The organism is Sorangium sp. So ce1153 (assembly GCF_051521595.1).
Lineage (GTDB): Bacteria > Myxococcota_A > Polyangia > Polyangiales > Polyangiaceae > Sorangium.
This window is the reverse complement of record NZ_CP150361.1, coordinates 760,025-783,144: the sequence shown is the minus strand read 5'-3', so window position 1 is coordinate 783,144 and position 23,120 is coordinate 760,025. Positions and strand designations below refer to the sequence as shown.

Here is a 23,120-nt window from a genome sequence, read left to right as displayed (position 1 = left end):
TGCTCAGGGTGCGGCGGAGGGCGGCGGTCCGTGGATGTTCCACTTGTAGCTCGTCCGTTTGCCCTCGAGCGAGGTGCCGGCGAGCAGCGCCTTGTCGATCACCACGAGTGGGAAGGACGCTTGTTCGTGGCGGTTGCTCGCGCGCTGCGATACGCAACGTCAAGGGAGCGACGTTCCGGTGCTGCGCTCGATGCCTGCCCATGTCGCCCCGTGATCGGGTATCTGGCGAGCTCGGTACGGCGCACGACGCTCGTCGAGCGTGCCATCCCAGGACATGGATGGCCTGACAGGGCAGCTCCCGGAGCGAGGCCCATCGGCCCGAAGCCGGAGGGGAGTCGCGAGCCCGGGGGCTCAGGGCGTCCAGCGACGCCCGATCCAGCCACGGGCATCGCTTCCCGCACGCCTCGCTCGGCGGCATGTCAATCGACGTTCAGGCAACGCTCGGGTCGGACTGTCGTCCTTGCGGAGGTGAGGACGGGATTCGAACCCGCGTATAACGGTTTTGCAAACCGTTGCCTAACCACTTGGCTACCTCACCGACTGTTCGAAGCGGCGGGAGGTCATGCCTCATTTCTGCCCAGCTGTCAACGCGTTCGGCACACCGACCCCATTTTATGCAGCCGAGCCACCTCGTCGGATAGCACTCCACCCGCCGCCGGCCTTTGTCCCTGGGCTTCCCGCGCCCGCTTTCGCTAGCGCCCGCCGCCCCGCCGCGCCCGTCCTCGCGTGCTCGCCGTGCTCGCCGTGCTCGCCGTGCTCGCCGTGCTCGCCCCCCTCCTGCCCCGCACCCCCAGCACTCGCCCGAGGTAGCTCGCGGTGTAGGTCGCCAGCCGCGTGGCCTGCAGCAGCCCCCTCGGCACGATCCCCCGCCCCGTATGGAACGGATCCAACCGGAGGGCGGTCTGGTCGATGTCCACCGGCTCGTACAGCTCGATATCGCCGACTGCCATCCACCTCCCGCGCGTCCTCCCCCGCCTGATCTCGAGCCGCAGCAGCGCGACCCCCGACGCCGCAGCGCGCTCCAGCCTCTCCAGGCGATTGGCCTCCTCCGTCTCTGCGCGCAGCGGCACCAGGCGGAACTCCGCTCGACCGAAGCCTTCGACCTCGAACGGCAGCTGCGTATAGTAGTCGTTGGCCAGGAAGTCGCGCGTCTTCGTCGTGAACAGCGCGATCGGGAGCAGCGAGAAGCGGCGCGCGCTCAGGAAGAGCAGGTCCTGATCTCGCTCGCTCGCGACCGGCGTCACCTCCTCGCTGGCCCGGAAGCGCACCGCGACCCCCAGCACGTCCGGGCGGCGCTCGCTCCTGCCGCCCCGCCAGCGCCACAACGCGCTCGACAGCCGCACGAGCGCCGGCCCCGCGAGCCGCTCCGCCAGCGCGCCGACCTCGCCCTCCACCGCGAGCGCCTTCACCGCCGCGCAGTAGACCACGCCGTCGGCGTGGAACAGCCTCGCTCCCCGCAGCAGGCTGCCCTGCCACACGAGCGGAGACAGGACTCCCCCGAACGCACGCCCAATGGCTTCCAAGAACCCCATGTGCCCCCCTCCTTCCAACCTGGAGCTCCAAGGGCCCATCGCAAGCTGGGCGCGGCCCGGCAGCGCGCCTGTCGCCGCGCTCACGCAGATCGACGCGCCGAGATCCGCTGTTCTCCGCGCCGCGCCCGATCCGCCGCGCCGGGGCGGCTCCAGACAAGCGCCGGGCGCCCTTCGCTCCTCCTCGTGCCCGGTCCTCCAGCCGCCCTCGACCTTCCGTGCGCGCCGCGCCCCGCGCGAGCTCGCGCGCGGAGGGCGCCCGGCGAGCGCGTTACTGCGCGCCGGCCTTCGCGGTCGGGTCGAGCTCCGGCGCGGCCTCTCGCTGCGCCCTGTGCTCGATGACGCGCTTCACCACGAGCGTGAAGAGCGCGAGGAGCACGAGCAGCGAGGCGACGGCGAACGCCGCCGAGAAGTGGAACTCGTTGTAGAGCACCTCGACGTGCAGCGGCATCGTGTTGGTCTGACCCCGGATATGGCCCGAGACGACCGACACGGCGCCGAACTCCCCCATCGCCCGCGCGTTGCAGAGCACCACGCCGTAGAGCAGACCCCACTTCGCGTTGGGGAGGGTGATGCGGAAGAACATGCTCCACCCGCTCGCGCCGAGCGACAGCGCCGCGTGCTCCTCGTCCGCCCCCTGGCTCTCCAGGAACGGGATGAGCTCGCGCGCGACGAACGGGAAGGTCACGAACGTCGTCGCCAGGATGATCCCGGGACGATCGAAGATCACCCGGAGGTCGTGCTCGATGAACCAGGGGCCAAACACCCCCTGCGCCCCGAAGAGCAGGACGAAGATCATGCCGGAGATCACCGGCGAGACCGCGAACGGCAGGTCGATGAGCGTGACGAGCAGGCTCTTGCCGGTGAACTCGAAGCGCGCGATCGCCCACGCCGCGGCCACGCCGAAGACCAGGTTGAGCGGCACCGCGATGAGCGCCGTCGTCAGCGTCAGCTCGATCGCGGCCACGGCGTCCGGCGCGGTGATCGCCCGCCAGTACCCCGAGAGGCCGTCCTTCAGCGCCTCGATGAACACCACCACGACCGGCAGGAAGAGGAAGAACCCGAGGAACGCGAGCGCCACCGCCGTGAGCGCCCAGCGCACCAGCGTGGGCTCGGACGTCGCGCCGCGCACCGCGCCGCGCGACCTCACCCGCAGCTTGCCCGCCGCGCCCGCCATTACGACGCGACCCCGGGTGCCCCGGCCCCCGCGCCAGGCGCGCCGGGCGCGCCGGCCCCCGCGGTCGCGGGGCGCGGCGCCTCGACCGGGCTCCGCGACGACATGCGCGCGCCGCTCCAGGCCTGGAGCCGGTTGATCAAGAAGAGCAGGACGAAGGAGCAGAGCAGCATCAGGAGCGCGAGCGCCGTCGCGCCCGCGTAGTCGTACTGCTCGAGCTTGGTCATGATCACGAGCGGCGTGATCTCGGTCTTCAGCGGCATGTTCCCGGAGATGAACACGACCGACCCGTACTCGCCGAACGCCCTCGCGAACGACATCGCGAACCCGGTGAGGATCGACGGCCAGAGCGACGGCAAAAGGATGCTGCGGAAGATCCGGAAGCGGCCCGCGCCCAGCGACGCCGCCGCCTCTTCCTGGTCCACCTCGAGCTCCTCCATCACCGGCTGGACCGTCCGCACGACGAACGGGAGGCCCACGAAGGTCAGCGCGATGACCACGCCAAGGCGGCTGAACGCGCTCTGGATGCCGAGCGGGTAAAGGAACCGCCCGACCCACCCCTGCTGCGCGTAGATGGCCGTGAGCGCGATGCCGCCGACCGCCGTCGGCAGCGCGAAGGGCAGGTCCACGAGCGCGTCGACGATCGACTTGCCCGGAAAGCTGTAGCGCACGAGCACCCACGCCACGAGGACGCCGAAGACGGCGTTGATGCCCGCCGCGATGATCGACGCGCTGAAGCTCATCTTCAGCGAGGCGATGGCGCGCGGCGAGGTCACCACGGCCCAGATCTCGGCGGGCTGGAGCGTCGCTGTCTTGAGGAAGATCATCGACAGCGGGAGCAGCACGAGCAACGACAGGTACGTTACCGTGATACCCATCGCGAGCCCGAAGCCGGGCAGAACGCTCTGTCGCCGCCAGAGGAGAGCCACGGTATTTTACTTGCCGGCCTGGTAGATCTGGTCAAAGACGCCGCTGTCGGAGAAGTGCGTCTTCTGGGCTTTTTGCCATCCGCCGAACACCTCGTCAATCGAGAAGAGCGCGACCTTCTGGAAGACACCCTCCGACTCGGCCGCCCCGAGGATCGCCGGATCGCGCGGGCGGTAGAAGTGCTTCACCGCGATGCGCTGCCCCTCCTCCGTGTAGAGGAAGTTGAGGTACGCCTCCGCCACCGGCCTCGTTCCACGCTTGTCGACCACCTTGTCGACGACCGCGACCGGCGGCTCGGCGAGGATGCTCAGCGAGGGCACGACCACCTCGAACTTGTCCTTGCCGGCCTGCTTCACCGCGAGCAGCGCCTCGTTCTCCCACGCGATCAGGACGTCGCCGATCCCGCGCTCGACGAACGTCGTGGTCGAGCCGCGCGCGCCCGTGTCGAGGACGGGCACGTTCTTGTAGAGACGCCCGACGAAATCCTTCGCTCTCGCCTCGTCGCCGCCCGCGCGCTTCAGCTCGTACCCCCACGCGGCGAGGTAGTTCCACCTCGCCCCGCCCGAGGTCTTCGGGTTCGGCGTGATGACCGCCACGCCCTCCTTCACGAGATCGTCCCAGTCCTTGATGCCCTTCGGGTTGCCGCTGCGCACCAGGAAGACGATGGTGGATGTGTAAGGAGCGCTGTTGTCCTTCAGGCGCGCCTGCCACCCTTCCTTGACACGGCCGCTCCCCACGAGCGCATCGACGTCGTAGGCGAGGGCGAGCGTGACGACGTCCGCCTCGAGGCCGTCGATCACGGAGCGGGCCTGCTTGCCCGAGCCGCCGTGCGACTGCTTGACGGTGAGGTCCTGTCCGCTCTGCTCCTTCCAGCGCTTCGCGAATGCGACGTTCACCTCCTCGTAGAGCTCGCGCGTGGGGTCATACGAGACGTTCAGCAGCTGCACTGACCCCGACTTGCTCGCGTCTCCCTTCGAGCACGCCGAGAGCGCCAGCAAGCAGCAGAGCATCATCATCCAGCATCGCATCGCCGTGTGTCCTCGATCCGTCATCCTGTGGCCAGGAACCGGGCTTCCCGCTGCGCGAGCGCGTCGAGCAGCTGCTGGAAGCGCGACGCGCCGATACGGCGCGCCATGAAGGCCGCGCGCCCGAGCTTCTGGCAGAGCTTCTTCGCGAGCAGCACGCCGCCGTGGCTGTTCACGTCGGTCAACACGATCACGAGATCGGCCCGCTCGATGGCCGCCCGCAGCTCGGCCGCGCCGCGGCCGCCGGTGTTGCCCGTGTGAAATTCCAGGTGATGGCCCGCCTGCAACGCCATCCGCTCCAGCTGGGCCTGATTGCGATCCAACCCCCCGATCCAGGTGATCCGCATCGCGCCGTCTCCTTGCGACATCCAGCGGTGTAGCGCCGCTATAACGGACATATCTCACGCTAAAGCAGAGGGCGCAAGGGAGATCTGTCAATATAACGGAGGACACGTCTTGGATACCGGAGGGACACAGGGCGGCCAGGATCTGGAAACGGGGGCGGGCTACCCGCGCGAGCCGTAGGTCATGACGAGGTACATGACGGCCTCGGCGCCGCCGGGGTTGCGGTAGCTGTGCGGGCTGTCGGCCTCGAACAGGATGGCGTCGCCCGTCTCGAGGACGCGCCGCTCGCCGGCCACGGTGATCTCCACCGAGCCCTCCGTGACGATGAGGTTCTCGGAGGTGCCGGGGGCGTGGGCGTCGGCGTGCTCCACGGAGCGCGGCGCGAGGCGGAGCTCGTAGAACTCGACGTTGCGCGGCCGGTCCATCGGGAAGAGCGCCCGCGAGGAGAAGTCGCCGTTCTTCGAGCGCAGGATGCGCGCGTGCGACGACTGCATGACCGTCGTGACCGGCGACGTCGCCTGGCTCATCAGCGCCGAGAAGGGGACCCCGAGGGCGCGCGCGATCTTCCAGAGGACGTTGATGGTCGGCGTGCTCTGGCCCAGCTCGATCTGCCCGAGCATCGCCCGGCTCACCCCGGACGCCTTCGACAGCCGCTCGAGCGACAGGCCGCGCTCGGCGCGGAACCGCTTCAGGTTCGAGGCGACGACCGGCGTGAGGTCCGAGGCGTCGTCGAACGCGGGCTCGTCCTCGCCCGGCTCGCTCGCCGGGGGCGGAGGCGGTTCGGCGGCCAAAGGTCGCGCGGATTGCTGGGCTTTGCGTGCCTTCACTGGAGGCGTATCCGCCATAGTGGAGGGCGCGCGTCAAGCGAGCGAGGGCCCCGGGCGCTCGGGCGCCGTCAGAGAGCGCTCAGGCGCCGCCAGAGACGGCGTCCGCCACCGCGCTCCTGGCCGACGGGCGAGGCGCCGGGGGCGCGACCGCGGGCGCCGCGGCCGGGAGCGCGCTCACCGTCGTGTGGCCGGTGATGAGCCGGGCGCCGCGCTTGAAGGTGACGTACTGCCACATCCACGCGAACATTACAGCGAAGCGGTTCTTGAAGCCGATGAGGAAGAGCACGTGGACGCCGAGCCAGGCGAGCCACGCCAGCGTCCCGGACAGCTGGAGGCGCCCGACCTTCGCGATGGCGCGCGAGCGGCCGATGGTCGCCATGGTCCCCTTGTCGCGGTAGGCGAACTGCCCGCGGGGGCGGCCCTCGAGGTCGCCGAGGATGCAGCGCGCGACGAAGCGCCCCTCCTGGATCGCGGCGGGGCTGAGGCCGGGCACGTCGACGCCGTTCCTGTCGCGGAGCATGGCCATGTCGCCGATCGCGAAGGCGTTCGGGTGCCCGGGGATCGAGCAGTCCGGCTCGACCTTCACGCGGCCGATGCGATCGAGCTCGACGCCGAGCGAGCTCGCGAGCGGGGTGCCGCGGACCCCGGCCGCCCAGATGACGGTCGCGGCGTGGAGGCGCTCGCCGTCCTCGAACTCGACGCCCTGGTCGTCGATGCAGCGGAAGCGGCGGCCCTTGATGACCTCGACCCCGAGCGACGTGAGCTGCTCCTCGGCGCTCGTCGAGAGGCGCTCGGGGAAGGCCTGGAGGATGCGCGCGCCGATCTCGACGAGCAGCACGCGCGAGAGCGACGGGTCGAGGGAGCGGAAGTCGCGCGCGAGGATGTAGCGGGCGAGCTCGGCGAAGGCGCCGGCCATCTCCACGCCCGTGGCGCCGCCGCCGATGACGACGAACGTGAGCAGGCGCCGCCGCACGGCGGGGTCCTGCTCGCGCTCGGCGGCCTCGAAGGCGAGCAGCATGCGCTCGCGGATGGTGAGCGCCTCGTCGAGGTTCTTGAGCGCCGGCGCGAACCGGGCCCACTCCTCGTGGCCAAAGTAGTTGTTGGCCGCGCCGACCGCGAGGATCAGGTGATCGTACTCCAGCGTGTCGTCATCGACGGTGATGCGCCGGCCGGCGAGGTCGACGCGCTTCACCTCGCCGAGCAGGACGCGGACGTTGCGCTGGCGCGACAGCACCGAACGGATCGGAACCGCGATATCGGCCGGCGAGAGGCTCGCGGTCGCCACCTGATAGAGCAGCGGCTGGAACAGGTGGTGATTGGTCCTGTCGACGAGCGTGACCCGGACGGGCGCGTCGCGAAACGCCTTTGCCGCGTTCAGGCCGCCGAAGCCTCCGCCGACGATCAGGACGTGGGGCTCTTTGACGGTGGTGGCCATGGTGCCTCCTGGCGAGGAACGCTTCCTCGGTGGCACAGCGATGGTAGGGGGCGCCGATCAGCGCGGCAAGCGGGCGCACCCGGCGCCGCCGGGTGAAGGCCAGCGCGCCGGCCGCGGTGGAGGGTCGCGGCGATCGTGGTGAGCAGCGATCGTGATGAGAGGACGGCGAGGTGGCGCCGGGGCGGACGCGAGGGAGGGCGCCGCGACCGGTCAGGCCGCGGCCTTCACGTCGGGCTTCGCGTCGGCCTTCACCAGATCGGGCGCGGCCTCGCCCCGCAGCGCCTCGGCGAGCAGCTTGCGGCCGCGGTGCAGGCGGCTCATCACGGTGCCGACCGGGACGCCCAGCTGCGCCGCCGCGTCCTTGTAGGACATCTCCTCGAGGTCCACGAGCACCACGGTGTCGCGGAAGCTCGGCGGGAGCGTCGCGAGCGCGCGCCGCACGCCGGGCGACAGGGCGTGCATCTCGGCGCGGCACTCCGGCGCGGTCCACGCGCACGGATCGGTCGCGAGCACGTCGAGGGCGTTGCGCTCGCGGCGGCTGCGCCGGCAGCGCGTGATGAAGACGCTGAAGAGGATCTGATGCACCCACGCCCGCAGGTTGGTCCCAGGCTCGTAGTTGGACGCGAACCGGATCGCGCGCTCCACGGTGTCCTGCACGAGGTCCTCCGCCGTCGCGGGCGATCGGGAGAGCCGCAGCGCGCGCCCGAAGAGCTCCGGTGTCATCTCGACAAGGCCCCGGAGGAGCTCCTCGAGCGCCGGCCCAGCGCCGCCGCCCGCCGCCGTCCCGGCCGCGCCGCCGGACGGCCCGCGCCGCAAGCCGGGCGGCAGCGGCGCTGGATTCGTGGACCGGGCGGGGACGTGAGCGGCGTGGACGAGCATGGGCGGGACCTCCTGCGCAGCAGCACTGGCAAGGCAGGTGCCACCGAGCGGGGCGCGCGAAAGACGCGGAGAACAGCGGATGGCGCGGGCGGAGATACGCGGGCGCGTGTCAAATCGACAGCAGGTGGCCCGGGCCCGTCAGAGTGGCGAAGCGACGTGGGATACGCGCCGGCCCGGCGGTCGACCCGCGGAGGCGCGGAGTTTAGAGGAGGCGCGGCGCCCGCGCGGAGGCGCGGCGCCGCCGCGGACACGCGGCGCAGGCGTTCAGGGGCGCGCGGGGAGCCCGGCGCGCCTCGCGCGGGCGCCGGCTCCAGGCGTCAGAGCGTCTCGAGGTACGCGACGAGATCGTCGATCTGGGCCGGCGTGAGCGTCGATGTCACGCCGTGCTTGTCCCCTCCGCCGCACGGGCCGAAGCGGTCGTGGAGGGTCGCGGCGCAGCCGTCGTGCATGTACGGAGCGCGCGCGGCGAGCCCGCGCAGCGAGGGCACCTGGAAGGCCTTCCCCGTGCCCACGTCGACGGTCTGATGATTCGTGAGCTTCTCGCCCGAGTGGCACGACGCGCAGGCCACCGCCGCGTCGTTGAAGAGCGCCTCGCCGCGCTGTACGGCGCCCTCGTCCGCCGGCTTCGACACGGGGACCGGCGGGATCGTGTCGAGCCACGACGCGAACAGCGCGACGCGCTCGGCGCTCTGGCGCGGGCCGCCCATCCGCTGCTCGAAGACGTTGCTCATGATGGCGTCGAGATCGGTCATGTCGCCGTCCCAGTGCAGCGGCGTCGTGTCGAGCACGCCGCCCGAGAGCGACTGCGTGCGGCGCGCGCCGATGGGGCTGAAGGCCCACGTCCGGCCGTCTTCCTGCCCCTCCGGGTGGCACGACGCGCACGAGATCGCCATCAACCCGTTGCCGTTGCCGTGAAAGAGAGCGTGACCGGAGTCGAGCCGGCTCTCGCCGGGGAGCAGGAACGTGGCGATGAGCTGGCCGCTGACGGCGCCGAAGCGCACGACGCTCGGCGGCTCCCGCAGCTGCACGAGCAGGTTGCTCGCCTCGTCGTAGCCGACCGCGATGGGCTCGCCGGGCACCGAGATGGTGCGCTGGTCGCGCATGGCAAAGCAATCGTCGAGCGCGTCCGTCTGCTCGAGGAGGTCGAGCGGCGTCTCGACCACCTCGCGGCTGCCCGCCATCACGACCGCCCCGCGAAAGCCGTCGGGCGATATCGCCATGTCGACAGGGAGCAGGCCGAACGAGAGGCCGCCCACGCCGGCCGCGGGCGGCGCTGGCGCCTGGCTGGCCTCGCCGGGCCGCGGGCGCATGATGGTGACCGCGGTCTGGAGCACGACCGTGTTGCAGTCGAAGCCAGAATAGCTGCCCTGCGGCCCATCGCCGATATCGATGGGATCCACGAGGCCGCGCTGGTGCACCATGGCCACGCCGCCCCCGGGCAGCGGCACTGTCCGCCACGCCACCGCCGGCTCGAACGTGCGCTCCAGCTGGGGCTGGACGTACATCGGCGGCTTCACGCGGTCGGCCACGGCGCCTTCCTTCGAGACGACCAGGAGTTCGGGCGACCGGAACCGGCTCACGAGGAGCGAGTCCCCCTCGACCACCACGTCGCGCAGGTCGCGGTCGAGGCGCAGCTCGCGCACGGGCGGGGCATCGAGGTCGGACGAGAGCGAGACGAGCTCTCCGCCCGCGCAGGCCACGTGGAGCAGGTCGGCCGCGGCGTCGTACGCCACCCCGCGAGGCGCGGGGCAAACGGGCCTGCGGTGCATCTCCTTCGTCGCGAGATCGAGCGTGACCACCGCGCCGCCGCGGCGGAGCGCCACGTGCGCGGTGCCGGCCGCCCCCTCGGTCACGCGCCCGGGCTCGTCGCCAGGCTCCAGCGCGAGGGTGGCCTCCACCTCGAGGGTGTCGAGGTTGATGATGGAGACGCGGTCGCGGTCCGGATCCGCGGCGACGACGCGCTGCTTGTCGGCGGTGACGAGGAGCGTGCCGCCGCTGATCGGCGGCGGCGGAACCGGGGAGTGGACGGGCGGCCCGTCCTCGAAGAACGGACCGCCGCCACCCGCCCCCCCCACCCCGGAACTAGCGAAGTCATCCGACGACGAGGCCCCCGTGGATGGGGAGGACGGTCTGCCATCCTCATCATCATAAGGAGACCACTCCTCGGGTTCACATCCGACCATGACCGCGGCGGCGAGCGCGGCGGCCGCGCCGAGCCGTGTGGCAACGTGAGCTTTCATTGTGCCTCCTGCGCCCGGCTCCGCCACGCGATCGAGCGGCCCGAGCGTGCCTCGAATTTCGGACAGCAGCGCTGGAGCCCGGCTCCGTGGGCGTGCGATGATCCTGACATGAGCAAGGTCGCAATTCTTGGGTCAGGGATTGTCGGGCAGGTGCTGGCGGACGGGTTTCTCAAGCACGGTTACAGCGTGATGCGCGCCACGCGCGAGCCCTCGAAGCTCGCGGCATGGCAGTCGGACGCGGGACCGAAGGCGACCGTGGGGACGTTCGCGGAAGCGGCGAAGTTCGGCGAGGTGATCGTGCTCGCGGTGAAGGGGACGGCGGCGGAGCAGGCGGTGGAGCTCGCGGGGCCCCAGGCGCTCGCGGGGAAGACGGTCATCGACGCGACCAACCCCATCGCGGACGAGCCGCCCGTGAACGGGGTGCTCAAGTTCTTCACGGGACCGAACGAGTCGCTGCTCGAGAGGCTGGCGCGGCGCGCGCCCGACGCGCACTTCGTGAAGGCCTTCTCGTCCGTCGGCAGCGTGTGGATGGTCAATCCGGATTTCGGCGGCGTCCGACCGACGATGTTCATCTGCGGCGACAACGCCGCGGCGAAGAAGCAGGTGGAGGGCATCCTCGACACCTTCGGGTGGGAGACCGAGGACATGGGGAGCGTGGAGGCGGCGCGCGCGATCGAGCCGCTCTGCATGCTCTGGTGCATCCCCGGCCTGCAGAACAACCGGTGGACGCACGCGTTCAAGCTCCTGAAGAAGTAGGCATGGCGGGCGCGGCGCCCCCGGCGCTCAGGCCCGCCTCACGCGGACAGCGGGTCGACCCCGGCGGCCAGGGCGGCGATCAGGCCGGGGACCAGCTCGGCGATCTCGCTCGCGAGCAGCCCCCGATCGCTGCCCGTCTGCGCGCGCCACACGTCCCCGGCGAGCGCGTGGATCAGCACCCCCGCGCTCGCGGCGGCGGAGGGCTCCATCGAGCACAGGAGGGCGGCGATCATCCCGGCCAGGACGTCGCCCGAGCCGGCCGTGGCGAGCGCCGGGTTGCCCGCCATGCAGATGAACATGCGGCCGTCCGGGATGGCGACGACCGTGCGCGCGCCCTTGAGCAGGACGGTCGCCCGGGTCAGCGCCACCGCCTCGCGCACCGCGCCGAAGCGGTCCTCCTCGACCGCCCGCGAGCTGCGGCCCAGCAGCCGGCCGAGCTCGCCGGAGTGCGGCGTGAGGATGAGGCTCCCGCGCGCGGTGGCGAGCGCCTCGGGGCGGCCGACGAAGTGCGTGAGGGCGTCCGCGTCGACGACCTTCAGGCCGTCCCAGCCAAGCACGACGTGATCCACCGCGGCCCGCGCGCGCTCGTCGAGGCCGAAGCCGGGCCCGATGGCGACCGCCCGCCGCCCGGCGAGCGCGCGGTCGAGCGACGCCTCGAGGCGGGCCGGATCGATCGCGGTCGTCATCAGCTCGACGACGCGCGACTCCATGGCCGGCGCGGCGTCGGCCCAGGTGCAGATCGTGACGAGGCCCGCGCCCGTGCGCATCGCCGCGCGCGCCGTCAGCAGCGCGGCGCCGAGCTTGCCGGACGAGCCGGCGATCACGAGCACGTTGCCCGCCTGGTGTTTGTAGACGCTCGCCTCGCGCGGGCGCAGGTACGCGCCGACGGTCTCCTTCCGGATGACCTCCGCGACGTGGCCCACCTGGGCGAGGATCGGCCGGTCGGGGACGCCGAGATCGACCACGTGGACGTTGCCCGCGAGCCGCGCGCCCTCGGGCGTGAGCAGGCCGATCTTGAGGTGGCCGAACGTGACGGTCTCGTCGGCCTGCACCGCGGCGCCGAGCGGCGCGCCGCTGTCGGCGTCGAGGCCCGAGGGCACGTCGAGCGCGATGCAGAGGCAGGTCGCGGTGTTGAGGACGCCGATGACGTCGGCGAGGTGGCCCTCGATCGGGCGGTCGAGGCCCGTGCCGAAGAGCGCGTCCACCACGATGTCGGCCTCCGCGAGCGCGGCCTCGAGCGGCGCGAGCGACGCGCCCGGGGGGAGCTCGATCAGCGCGCCGCCGAGGTCGACGTACGCGTCGTGGTTGATGCGGCTGTCGCCGGTGACCTTCTCGGAAGGGGCCGCCAGGAAGACCTGGACCTCCGCGCCGCGGGCGAGGAGGTGGCGCGCCACGACGAAGCCGTCGCCGCCGTTGTTGCCGGCGCCGCAGGCGACGACGACGCGGGCGTTGAGCGGGTAGGTGGCCGGCTGCCCCGGGCTCGGGACGTGCCGCACCGGGAACGAGCGCACGCGCGCGGCGCGGGCGTCCTCGACGTCGCGGCGGCCGTTCGGGGGCGGCGGGACGCTCCCGGCGCGGGGGCCGCCGCTCGGGCCGCTGGAGGGCAACGTGGCGGGCCAGAGCGTCCGCGCGGGCGCCTGGAGCGGCACGCCGGGGTGCGGCGCCGGGCGCGCGGCGTGGCCGGGGAGCCCGGCGGTGCGCGCCCCGATGATCGCCGAGATCACGTCGGCGGCGCCGCGTCCGGCGTTCTCCATGAGGACGACGCCCGGGACGTGGCACTGGTTGATGGCGTGCTTGTCGAAGGCGCGCATCTGCGCGCGCGAGAGGACCGGAATCACGAGCGCTCTTTCCCTTCATCAGAGGTCGGGGATCGGCCTTCGCCGTCCCCTTCATCAGAGGTCGGGGATCGGCCTTCGCCGTCCCCTTCATCAGAGGTCGGGGATCGGCCTTCGCCGTCCCCTTCATCAGAGGTCGGGGATCGGCCTTCGCCGTCCCCTTCCAGAATGGCCACCGCCGCCGCCACGCCGGCGTCGTGCGTGATCGACAGGTGCACCCGCTTGACGCCCAGGCGGTCCGCGAGCGCGCGCGCCGGGCCGTGGAGCGCCATCGTCGGCGGCGTGCGCGGCGCGCCGCGCACCTCCAGGTGATGCCAGCCGACCCCCGGCGCCCCGGAGAGGGCCTTCACCACCGCCTCCTTCGCGGCGAAGCGGCCCGCGAGCGCCGTCGCCCGGTCCACGCGGTGCGCGAGCGAGCGGCGCTCGGGCTCGGACAGCACCCGCTCCCAGAACCGATCCCCCCACCGCGCGAGCGCCTCCTCCATGCGTCCGATGCCGCAGACGTCGATGCCGATGCCGAGGATCATGCGCCCACCTCGAGGAGCGACCCGGAGCGCAGGCCGGCGGGCGGTTCCAGGGCGCCCTCGCGGGCGGCGCTCGCCGCGGCGCGAGCGACGGAGCGGAGACACAGGGGGGAGGCCATGGCGCGACTCTACCCTATTCAACGGCGACGCCCTCTGAAACGCGATCCGCGCCTCGCCCAGGGCCGCGGAGAAGGGCCCTCCTGCGCGCGCTCGCGGGGAGCTCGCGAGGAGCTCGCCCGGGCCGAGGCGGACGGCCGCGGCCCGAGGCGCCGTCGCCGCGCGGCGCGCGCCGCACGAGCGTCGCCGCCGGGCGCCTTTCGCGGCTAGCATCCCCCGCGGCGCCCCATGCAGACAGCCCTCGATCTGACGGTCATGCTCCCGCAGAGCGCCTACGACTACGGCGAGCGCTCGTCAGGGGAGGCCCACGGCGTGGTGCTGACCAGGCCCCATGTCGTGAATCTCATCCTGGATCTCGCCGGCTACACGGCGGACCGGGATCTCGCGTCGCTCTCGCTGCTCGAGCCGGCCTGCGGCCACGGCGCGTTCCTCGTCCCCGCGGCCGAGCGGCTGATCCAGTCGGCGCGCCGCCACGACCGCGACCTCCGAGACATCGAGTCCGCCATCCGGTCCTACGACGTCGCGCGAGACCACGTGGGCCGCTCGCGCCTCGCGGTCGCCGGCGCGCTCGGCCGGCTCGGGCTGCCGCCCGGCGACGCGGAGCGCCTCTCGGAGGCGTGGATCGCCCACGGCGACTTCCTGCTCACCAGCCAGGCACGGCGCTTCGACGCGGTGGTGGGCAATCCACCGTACATCAGGATAGAGCAGCTCTCGCCCGAGCTCCAGGACGAGTATCGACACCGCTACAGGTCGCTCTACGACCGCGCCGATCTCTACGTCGCGTTCATCGAGCGCGGCCTCGATCTCCTCGCGCCGGACGGGGTCCTCTCCTTCATCTGCGCCGACCGGTGGACCCTCAACCGCTACGGCGCCCCGCTCCGCCGGATGCTCTCGAGGTGGTTCCGGGTCCAGTGCTATATCGACCTGCACAGCGCCTCCCCGTTCGAGTCGGACGTCGTCGCGTATCCGTCGATATTCGCCGTGTCGCGCGGCAAGACGGGGAGCGTGCCTGTCGCGACGCTGCGCACCGCGTCTCCGGAGGAGTGCGAGGCCGCCTCGTCCGCCCTGAGGGGCGCGCCGGCGCCCTGCCCCGGCGTCACCGTGTCGGAGTACCCCTCGTGGTTCGAGGGGGACGACCCGTGGGTGCTCAGCTCGCCGGAGCACCTCGAGGCCCTGCGCTCGCTCGAGGCGCGGTTCGCGCCCATCGAGGCGGTCGGCGGGACCCGCGTCGGCATCGGCGTCGCCACCGGAAACGACAGGATCTACATCGTCGGCGGCGACGTCGACATCGAGCGCGACCGGCTCGTGCCGCTCGTCATGCGCGACGACATCGAGGAAGGCCGCATCCGCGACGCGGGGCGGTTCGTCATCAACACCTTCGGGGACGACGGCAAGGTGGTCAATCTGGAGGCGTACCCGAGGCTCTCGGGGTACCTGCGCGCCCACGAGGCCGAGATCAGGAAGCGCTACATCGCCCAGAAGAGCGCCGCGAGCTGGTTCCGCACCATCGATCGCGTCTATCCAGAGCTGGCCTCCACCCGGAAGCTGCTCATCCCCGACATCGCAGGATCCAACGAGGTGGTCTACGAGGAGGGCAGGTTCCATCCGCACCACAACCTGTACGTGATCACCTCGGAGGGCTGGGACCTGGAGGCGCTCGGCGGGCTCCTCAGCTCCAGGATCGCCCTCTTCTTCGTGTGGTCCTACGCGGTCAAGATGCGCGGGGGCTACCTGCGCTTCCAGGCCCAGTACCTGCGTCGCATCCGCCTGCCGCCGCCGGACAGCGTCGCGGAGGACCTGAAACGCGAGCTCCGGATCTCGTTCCGGGAGCGCGACTTCGAGAGGCTCGATGAGCTCGCGCTGCGCGCCTACGGCGTCGACGCGCTCCCGGGGTTCAGCTTCGTCGATACGAGGAAATAGCGAGCTGCCTCGCCCGCGCGCGGCGTGGTACGTTCGCGCTCCCGGGAGCGTTCGCGGGCGAGGGGATGGGCGGATGACGGCGGAGAGGATCGCGTGCGCTAGCCGTATCGAGGCGGTCGTCGTCTACGCGCGCGGGGCGATCGTCACCCGCCGCGTCGAGCTCGCGGCGCCGCTCCCCCGGGGCGCGACGGAGATCTCGGTGACAGGGATCACCCCGCTCGCCGAGCCGGGGAGCTTCCGCGCGCTCGTGGCCGCCGCCGGCGAGCCGGCGGGCGCGGCGGGCGCGGCGGGCGCGGCGGGCGCGACAGGGACCTCGCGGGTCCCGCGCGACGTGCGCGACGTTACCGGCGTGCGCGCGCGGCTCGCGGTGCCCCCGGCGCCCGTGTCGCGGAGCGCGCTCTCGGCGCGGCTGCGCGAGCTCGAGCTCGCGATCGAGCGCCTGGCCGCCGAGCACGCCCACCTCCGCCTCTGGCGCGACCAGCTCGGGGCGGTCGCGCTCGATCCGGAGCTCGCGCGGCGCTTCCGGCCGGGCGACCCCGCGGCGCGCATCCGGGACGCGCTCGCCGTGAGCGGCCTGCTCTCGGACGAGCTCGCCGCGCTCGACGCGCGCGCGGCCGTGGTCGAGGCGGAGCTCGAGCGCGCCCGGAAGGAGCTCCTGGCCGCGCAGCTCGACGCCGCCCAGGCGGCCAGCGGCGAGGTCGAGGAGCGCGCCCCGGCGCGCCTCGACGTGGTCGTGCGGCTCGCGCCCGCGCGCGACGGCGCGGGCGGGGAGCCGGCGCTCCGGCTCGAGTACGCCGTCGCCGCCGCGCGCTGGTGGCCCACCTACGCGGCGCGGTTCTCGCGCGGCGCGACGGAGGTCGCCCTGCAGCTCGACGCGCTCGTGGCGCAGGCCTCCGGCGAGGACTGGAAGGACGTGCGCCTCGCGCTGTCCACCGCCGACCTCGTGCAGGACACCCGGCTGCCGGAGCTCGCCTCGCTGCGGCTCAGCCGCGCCCAGCGCCCCACGCGCCGCGGCTACCGCCCCGCGCCCGAGGGGCTCGACGCGATGTTCGAGGGGTTCGACCGCTTCGTCGCCGCCCTCCCCCAGCCCGCCGCGCGGGCCAAGGCCGCGCCGCCTCGGCTCCCGGCGCCCGCCTCCGCCGCCGCCGACGAGCCCGCGCCGATGCCGGCCAGGGTCGCGGCCGACGCCGTGGCCAGCCAGGAGATGGTCGAGACGATGGCCAGCATGTCCGCGCCCGGCGCCGCCCCGCAGCCAGCGTCCAGCGCGCTCGGCGCGGGCTTCGCGCCGCCGCCGCCGCCGATCCCGCCCCCGGCGCCGCTCGCCCTGGCGATGCCGCCCGTCGCGCCGGCCCCGACCCGATCGCGCGGGCTGTCGCTCCCGTCGCTCCCGTCGTTCGGCGGGGGCGCGCCGCCGCCGGCGCAGGCGTTCCGGTCGAGCGCGCCTCTCGCCGCGAAGGGCGCCTTCGCCCGCGCGTCGGTCGCCGAGATGACGGCCGGCGCGGCCGACGATGCGCTCGCCGCCGACGACGAGCTCGAGGGCCCTCGGGCGGCCCCGGCGCCGCTCGATCCGGCGCTCGTCGAGGAGTGGCTCGACTTCGACGCGCTGCACCTCTCCGGCGCGGGCCCGCAGCGCGGCCGGCTCGCGCGCGACAAGCCGCGGCGCGCGGGGCGCTCCGCGCGGCAGGCGCAGGCGGACATCATGAACCTCCCCGCCCCGCCCCGCGCCGTGGATCCGCGCGACACGCGCGGCCAGTTCGACCACCTCTACGCGGGCGAAGGCGCCGCCGACGTGCCCTCGAACGGCAGGCCCCACCGCGTCGCCCTGAGCGCCGCGGGCGCCCCCGCGGCGCCCCGGTTCGTGACCGTGCCGCGCGAGGCCGCCGAGGTCTACCGCGAGGCGCGCGTCGAGAACCCGTTCGACGCCCCGCTGCTCGAGGGGCCGGTCGACATCTTCGTCGACGGCGCCCTCGCCGCGCAGTCCGCGCTCGGGCACGTCGACCGGGGCGGCGTCCTCCGCGCCGGCCTCGGCGTCGAGGAGCGGATCCGGGTCGCCAGGAACGCGCGCGTGGACGAGTCGAGCGCCGGCCTGCTCGGCGGCTCGCTCGCCGTCGAGCACGCGGTCACGATCGATCTCGCCTCGTCGCTCGGCGTGGGCGTCGAGGTCGAGGTGCTCGACCGCATCCCCGTGACGGACGACAAGGACGTCGAGATCAAGCTGCTCTCGTCGCAGCCGAAGGCCGAGCCGTACACGCAGGAGGAGCTCGGCGAGCCCGTGCGCGGCGGGCTGCGCTGGCGCGTGCCGCTCGCGCCCGGCGGCAAGGCCTCCGTCGCCTTCACCTACCGCGTCGTGTTCTCCTCGAAGAGCGAGGTCGTCGGCGGTAACCGTCGGGAATAACAGGGGAAACGAGCGCACCATGGCAAGGGATGCGGACGGTTCGGGCCGGGCTGAGCGGAGCGCCAGCGAGGCGGGCGCAGGCGAGGTGAACGCCGCCGCGCCCGGCGCAGGCGAGGAGGGCGCAGGCCAGGGGAGCGCCGCCGCGCCCGGCGCAGGCGAGGAGGGCGCAGGCCAGAGGAGCGCCGCCGAGCGCGCGCCCCACCCGAGCGCGGCGCGCGCGGTGACGCTGTTCGAGGACCGCGCCGAGGTCGTGCGCCGCGCGCGTGTCGACGTCGAGGCCGGGGCGCAGTGGGTCGCGATCGGCGGCGTGTCGGTGTTCGTCGACGAGCGCACCGTGCAGGCGCGCGTCGCGCCGAGCGCGGGCGCCGACGGCGCGGTCCGGGTGACGGCGGCGCGCGTGCGGTGGAGGGCGCACCGGGAGGCGGCGCTCGGGCGCGAGGCGATCGACGCGCTGGAGCGCGAGCAGCGCGAGGCGTCCCGGCGGGCCGGCGCCGCCGAGCTCGCGCGGGACCGGGCGTCGCGCCGCGAGGCGCACCTCGACCAGCTGCTCGCGAAGTGGGCCCAGGCGATGAGCGAGGTCCCGAAGGACGCCGGCGATCCCGCGCGCCTCGCTTCGTGGCGCGGCGGCATCGAGGCGCTGCGCGCGGCGCTCGCCGACGCCCTCGCCGCGTCGGCCGAGGCGCGCGCCGCGCGGGCGCACGCCGAGGACGACGCCCGGCGCGCCGCGACCCGCCTGCGGGAGGGGTCGCTCGAGCAGCCGCGCTACGAGGCCGTGATCGAGGTGGAGATCCACGCGCCCGCGCCGCAGCCGGTCGAGATCGAGCTGACGTACCGCGTCGCGTGCGCGATCTGGCGCCCCGAGCACCTGGCGCGGCTCTCGGCAGACGCCGCGGGCGGCGCCGGGGCGCGGCTCTCGGCGGACGCCGCGGGCGGCGCCGGGGCGCGGCTCTCGGCAGACGCCGCGGGCGGCTCGGTCGAGCTCACCACCTGGGCGACGGCGTGGCAGGCGACGGGCGAGGCCTGGGAGAACGTCGCCGCCCGCTTCTCGACCGCGCGGCCGGCGCGGACCGCCGAGGCCCCCCTCCTCGCGGACGACGTCCTCCGGCTGCGGCGCAAGACCGACCTCGAGCGCCGCCGCGTCGTCGTCGAGGCGCGCGACCAGGCGATCGCGGCGGCAGGGCTCGGCCACGGCGCGCGCGCCGTCGACGAGATGCCGGGCGTGGACGACGGGGGCGAGCCGCTCATCTTCGAGGCGGCGGAGCCGGTGACCCTCCCCTCCGACGGCCGCCCCCTCCGCGTCGAGATCGCGCGGCGCTCGCTCCCGGCCGAGCTCGCGCTCGTGCTGTACCCCGAGGCCCACCCCGCGGCGCACCTGCGCGCGACCGTGACGCTGGACGGCGGCGGCGCCGCGCGGCCGCGCCCGCTGCTCGCGGGCCCGGTGCGGGTCGCGCGGGGCGGGAGCCTCGTCGGCCGCGCCCGGCTCGACTTCGTCGGCGCCGGCGAGCCGTTCGAGCTCGGCTTCGGCGTGGACGACGCTGTGCGCGTCCGGCGCACCGTGGACGAGGAGCAGGAGACCGCGGCGATCACCGGCAGTCGCAAGATCCGCCGGCGCGTGAAGCTCTCTCTTTCCAACCTCTCCAGCCTCGCGAAGCGGGTGCTGGTCACCGAGCGGATCCCTGTCAGCGAGGTGGCCGAGGTGGAGGTCGCGCTCGGCGAGGCGCCCGGGTGGACGCTCGACGAGAAGGACGGGTTCCTCCGGGGCCGCGTCGAGCTGCCGCCGAGGGGCGTGAAGACGATGGCGTTCACCTACGAGCTCCGCGCCGGTGCGAGCGTCGTGTTGCCGTTCTGAAACGTGACGGCCGGCGGCGCGCCACGGCCGATGCCGGCCGTGGAGCGCCGTTGACAGGACGCGGTACCCTTCTGTAACTGATGGATTCTCCAGCAGCTTCACTCGCGGAGAAGGAGGGTCGCCATGAGGCAGCAGATCGATGGGGCCGTGGTGCTGACCGCGGCCGAGGAAGACGCCATGGAGTACTTGCCCAACAGGGGCGTCTTCTTCGCGCAGCTGCTCGGGCGAGGCCGCGGTCAGGGCTTCGGCTTCTACAAGGGCAAGATGGAGCCCGGCTGTGAGATCTCGCGCGAGCTCCACACCGAGACGACGGAGACCATCTACATCCTGGCCGGCAAGGCGCTCGGCATCATCGGCGACCGCGAGGTGCCCCTCGGCCCCGGCCAGATGATGCACGTCGAGAAGAACGTGCACCACGGGCTGCGCAACGCAGGCGCCGGCCCGCTCGAGTTCCTCGTCATCGGCCACCCCGACTTCTGATCGCGCGGTCCGCTCCTTGAGGTGCGCTGCAGCCCTCCGGCTCGTCCGCGGTGCGCTGGCCGCCGCGGCGCTGCTCGGCGCGCCGTCGGCGCGGGCCCAGGCCGGCGCGCCGCCGCCCGGCGCGCCGCCGCCCGGCGCGGCGACCGCGGGCTCCGGAAACGCCGGCGCGCTTCGACCCGAGGCGGCGCCGCGCGCGCCCGGCCCCGCGCCGACGGCGCCGCCTGGCCCGGAGCGCCCGGCGGCGGCGCCCGGGCGCGGCGCCGCGCCGCCCAAGATCGCGTGGGACCCGCGCTGGCCGCGCTTCCGCACGAGCGAGTACGTGGCCACGGGGCTCCTGGCCGCGACGGCCTTCGGGACGCTCGCCATCCCGCCGTCCGAGGGCCGGTGGACGGCCGTGAACGGCTTCGACGGCTCGGCGCGCGACGCGCTGCGGATCCGGAGCGATCGCCAGCGCGAGATGGCGCGGGACGCGAGCGATCTCCTGCTCACGGTGATGACCAACCACCTCGCGGTGGACGCCCTCGTCGTGGCCTGGTGGGGGCACGGGCGCGGCAGCGTCGCGTGGGAGATCGCGATGATCGACATCGAGGCGCTCACCCTGAACGCGGCCCTGAACGGCGTCGTCGCGGGCATCACGAGCCGCGAGCGCCCCTACCGCGCCGTGTGCACCGGGCCGGAGGAGGACCAGGACCGCGACTGCCGCGGGAGCAAGCGGTACCGGAGCTTCTTCAGCGGGCACAGCTCGACCGCGTTCACGGCGGCGGGGCTCACGTGCTCGCACCACGCGCACCTGCCGCTCTACGGCGGCGGCGCGCCCGACGCGCTCGCGTGCGTCGCGTCGCTCGGGACGGCGGCCGCGGTGGCGACGCTGCGGGTCGTCTCGGACCAGCACTTCGCGACCGACGCGCTCACGGGCGCGGCCGTCGGCACCCTGACGGGCCTCGCTGTCCCGTGGCTCCTGCACTACCGCGGCGGCGCCCCACCGGAAGCGGACGCGGGCGCGCGGCGCGGCGACGCCGTGTCGATCCGCTTCGTGCCCGCGCCGCTCGGCGGGTACCTGGTGGGCAGGTTCTAGCGATGGCGCGCCGCCGCCCCCTCGCCGCCGCCGCGGCGCTCGCCGCGATCACCCTCGTGCCCGCCTGGGCGCGCGCCCAGGATCCGGCCGACCTGCCGCCGCCGGCCAGCGATCCGCCGTCGGTGTCCTCGGGGGTCGACCTCCTGCAGAAGCGCTCGTACTGGGCGCGGAGCGCGGGCGCGCGCCCGTTCGTCGCCGCGGTGCTGGAGCTCGGCGTCATCTATTTCAGGCCGAGCCTCGCGCTCGGCGTCGGCAAGCCGCACTGGTCGTGGCTCGGCGTCGAGGGGTACTCGAGCGTATCGCCGAGCGGAGGCGCCGAGTACGTCGGCCTCCGCGCGGCGCTGCCCAGGCTGGAGATCCGCGGCGGCGCACGATACGCCTTCTCGACGTCACAGTACTTCCTGGAGCCCCGGGCGTCGTACACGCGCAGGGAGACCGAGCTCATGCAGGGCCCCAGGTCGCGCTACGTCGCCGGGGAGGTCGAGGTGTCGGGCTCGATACCGCTGCTCGGAGGCAGCCTGTTCGGCGTCGCGACGGGCTATGCGGTGCTGGGCACGCCCGAGGGATACTACCTCTACGAGGAGGCGCTCCACACCGTGATGAAGCCGCCGTACCTCTACCGGGCCAGGCTCGGCTACATGGAAGAGATGGACCGGTACGGCGAGCTCCGGCTCGGCGCCGCCGCCGAGGTGCTCGGCAATCCCGGCCGCGACAGCCTCATCGTTCGCGTCGGCCCGGTGCTGGCGATCTCCCTGACACACCACCTGGACGCGGTGGCGACGGTGATGGTCGTGGCGGCCACGCCCGATCGGCTCGGCTTGCTGGGCGCGGATCTCGGGCAGCTCGGCCTGCGGTACCGGTGGGCCACCGGCGATCGCTGGCCGGAGTTCCCCTGATCCATGCGCCGGGCGTGGGGCGTGGTAAGCGTCCTGAATGAACAAGCTCATTTCCCTGACCTTCCTCGCCGCGGCGCTCGCGGCGTGCACCCAGCCCGGCGACGCCAGCGCCCCGGCCGCGCCCGCGGCGACCAGCGCGGCGGCGCAGCAGCCCAGGGCGGACGCCCCGAAGGCGAAGGCCGCGGAGGCGCCGGCGAACACGGCTCAGGCGAAGATCGGCCAGCCCGCGCCGGATTTCACGCTGCCGGACCTCGACGGCAAGCCGGTCAAGCTGGCCGATTACAAGGGCAAGACGGTCGTGCTCGAGTGGTTCAACCCGGGTTGCCCGTTCGTGCAGCTCGCGCACCGCAAGGGCGGCCTGAAGGACGTGCCGGCGCAGCAGACCGCGAGCGGCGTCGTGTGGCTCGCCATCAACTCGGGTGCTCCGGGCAAGCAGGGCGCGACCCGGGAAGAGAACGTGAAGGCCAAGGCCGAGTTCGGGATGGCCTATCCGGTCCTCCTCGACGAGAAGGGCGATGTCGGGCGCGCCTACGGCGCCCAGCGCACACCGCATATGTACGTCATCGACCCGCAGGGCACGCTCGTCTACGCGGGCGCCATCGACAGCACGAAGGGCGGTGAGCCCGAGCCGGACGAGAAGGTCACGAATTACGTGGATGTGGCGCTGGGCGAGCTCGCCGCCGGCAAGGCGATCTCCACGAAGGAGACCGAGGCGTTCGGCTGCACGGTCAAGTACTGAGCCGCGGGGCCGACGAGCTCCATCGCAGCTTCACCCACCTTGGCGCCCTACAGCGCCCACACGCCGCGAGCGGCATCGCCAGACGCGCCCGACACGCGCCGTTCCGCGCTGGCTTCATTCCTCGAACAACGCACCCACCCGCCTGCTCATGCC

At 73.4% G+C, this 23,120-nt stretch carries 19 protein-coding genes and 1 tRNA gene; 8 read left to right on the top strand and 12 right to left on the bottom strand.

All coding sequences use genetic code 11. The features are described 5' to 3' along the window. Positions 1 to 466: 466 nt before the first annotated feature. The 10 genes from WME85_RS02780 to WME85_RS02735 all read right to left on the bottom strand — a co-directional run bounded on the left by WME85_RS02780 (position 467) and on the right by WME85_RS02735 (position 10,381). Positions 467 to 538, bottom strand: a tRNA-Cys gene (locus tag WME85_RS02780). A gap of 154 nt (positions 539 to 692) precedes the next feature. Continuing rightward, complete coding sequence (locus WME85_RS02775; RefSeq protein WP_437835078.1) at positions 693 to 1,532, bottom strand: hypothetical protein; 840 nt, start codon at positions 1,530 to 1,532, stop codon at positions 693 to 695. Positions 1,533 to 1,800: 268 nt separating this feature from the next. Then, on the bottom strand, positions 1,801 to 2,706 hold the full coding sequence (cysW, locus tag WME85_RS02770) for a sulfate ABC transporter permease subunit CysW (RefSeq protein WP_437835076.1): 906 nt from the start codon (positions 2,704 to 2,706) through the stop codon (positions 1,801 to 1,803). Then, a complete protein-coding gene (cysT, locus tag WME85_RS02765; RefSeq protein WP_437835074.1) occupies positions 2,706 to 3,581 on the bottom strand; it encodes a sulfate ABC transporter permease subunit CysT in 876 nt (291 codons plus the stop codon). Before cysT ends, cysW begins: the two co-directional genes overlap by 1 nt. A 57-nt stretch (positions 3,582 to 3,638) precedes the next feature. Beyond that, on the bottom strand, positions 3,639 to 4,682 hold the full coding sequence (locus WME85_RS02760) for a sulfate ABC transporter substrate-binding protein (RefSeq protein WP_437835072.1): 1,044 nt from the start codon (positions 4,680 to 4,682) through the stop codon (positions 3,639 to 3,641). Then, a complete protein-coding gene (locus tag WME85_RS02755; protein ID WP_061607824.1) occupies positions 4,679 to 5,002 on the bottom strand; it encodes a DUF2325 domain-containing protein in 324 nt (107 codons plus the stop codon). Before WME85_RS02755 ends, WME85_RS02760 begins: the two co-directional genes overlap by 4 nt. Positions 5,003 to 5,161: 159 nt before the next feature. Continuing rightward, positions 5,162 to 5,845, bottom strand: a complete 684-nt coding sequence (locus tag WME85_RS02750; protein ID WP_437307483.1) for a helix-turn-helix domain-containing protein — start codon at positions 5,843 to 5,845, stop codon at positions 5,162 to 5,164. 61 nt (positions 5,846 to 5,906) lie between these two features. Further along, positions 5,907 to 7,262, bottom strand: coding sequence for an NAD(P)/FAD-dependent oxidoreductase (locus WME85_RS02745; protein WP_437835070.1), 1,356 nt, complete (start codon positions 7,260 to 7,262; stop codon positions 5,907 to 5,909). Positions 7,263 to 7,472: 210 nt separating this feature from the next. After that, on the bottom strand, positions 7,473 to 8,141 hold the full coding sequence (locus WME85_RS02740; RefSeq protein WP_437835068.1) for an RNA polymerase sigma factor: 669 nt from the start codon (positions 8,139 to 8,141) through the stop codon (positions 7,473 to 7,475). Between the two features lie 317 nt (positions 8,142 to 8,458). Further along, positions 8,459 to 10,381 carry a c-type cytochrome gene (locus WME85_RS02735; RefSeq protein WP_437835066.1) on the bottom strand — a complete coding sequence of 641 codons (1,923 nt, stop codon included), beginning with the start codon at positions 10,379 to 10,381 and terminating at the stop codon, positions 8,459 to 8,461. Positions 10,382 to 10,489: 108 nt separating this feature from the next. On the opposite strand from WME85_RS02735, the gene WME85_RS02730 reads away from it, so the two are divergent. Beyond that, positions 10,490 to 11,137, top strand: coding sequence for an NADPH-dependent F420 reductase (locus WME85_RS02730; protein ID WP_437835064.1), 648 nt, complete (start codon positions 10,490 to 10,492; stop codon positions 11,135 to 11,137). A gap of 38 nt (positions 11,138 to 11,175) precedes the next feature. Here the strand turns inward: WME85_RS02730 and WME85_RS02725 are convergent, their stop codons facing one another. Continuing rightward, positions 11,176 to 12,975 (bottom strand): NAD(P)H-hydrate dehydratase, encoded by a 1,800-nt coding sequence (locus WME85_RS02725; protein WP_437835062.1) that lies wholly within the window; start codon positions 12,973 to 12,975, stop codon positions 11,176 to 11,178. Continuing rightward, positions 12,972 to 13,499 carry a holo-ACP synthase gene (gene acpS / locus WME85_RS02720; protein ID WP_437835060.1) on the bottom strand — a complete coding sequence of 176 codons (528 nt, stop codon included), beginning with the start codon at positions 13,497 to 13,499 and terminating at the stop codon, positions 12,972 to 12,974. Before acpS ends, WME85_RS02725 begins: the two co-directional genes overlap by 4 nt. Positions 13,500 to 13,841: 342 nt before the next feature. Here acpS and WME85_RS02715 point away from each other — a divergent pair, with 342 nt between their 5' ends. The 7 genes from WME85_RS02715 (at position 13,842) to WME85_RS02685 (ending at position 22,967) form a co-directional block, all read left to right on the top strand. Further along, a complete protein-coding gene (locus WME85_RS02715) occupies positions 13,842 to 15,533 on the top strand; it encodes an Eco57I restriction-modification methylase domain-containing protein (protein WP_437835058.1) in 1,692 nt (563 codons plus the stop codon). Between the two features lie 73 nt (positions 15,534 to 15,606). Beyond that, a complete protein-coding gene (locus WME85_RS02710) occupies positions 15,607 to 17,928 on the top strand; it encodes a DUF4139 domain-containing protein (protein WP_437835056.1) in 2,322 nt (773 codons plus the stop codon). A gap of 19 nt (positions 17,929 to 17,947) precedes the next feature. Beyond that, the gene (locus WME85_RS02705; protein WP_437835054.1) at positions 17,948 to 19,777 is read left to right on the top strand and encodes a DUF4139 domain-containing protein; all 1,830 of its coding nucleotides are present in this window, start codon (positions 17,948 to 17,950) and stop codon (positions 19,775 to 19,777) included. A gap of 123 nt (positions 19,778 to 19,900) precedes the next feature. Continuing rightward, positions 19,901 to 20,257, top strand: coding sequence for a cupin domain-containing protein (locus WME85_RS02700; protein WP_437307474.1), 357 nt, complete (start codon positions 19,901 to 19,903; stop codon positions 20,255 to 20,257). 16 nt (positions 20,258 to 20,273) lie between these two features. Further along, positions 20,274 to 21,332: a phosphatase PAP2 family protein gene (locus WME85_RS02695; protein WP_437835052.1), complete on the top strand. Its 1,059-nt coding sequence runs from the start codon at positions 20,274 to 20,276 to the stop codon at positions 21,330 to 21,332. Between the two features lie 2 nt (positions 21,333 to 21,334). After that, the gene (locus WME85_RS02690) at positions 21,335 to 22,228 is read left to right on the top strand and encodes a hypothetical protein (protein ID WP_437835050.1); all 894 of its coding nucleotides are present in this window, start codon (positions 21,335 to 21,337) and stop codon (positions 22,226 to 22,228) included. Positions 22,229 to 22,265: 37 nt separating this feature from the next. Beyond that, positions 22,266 to 22,967 carry a thioredoxin family protein gene (locus WME85_RS02685; RefSeq protein ID WP_437307471.1) on the top strand — a complete coding sequence of 234 codons (702 nt, stop codon included), beginning with the start codon at positions 22,266 to 22,268 and terminating at the stop codon, positions 22,965 to 22,967. The last annotated feature ends 153 nt before the right edge of the window (positions 22,968 to 23,120 follow it).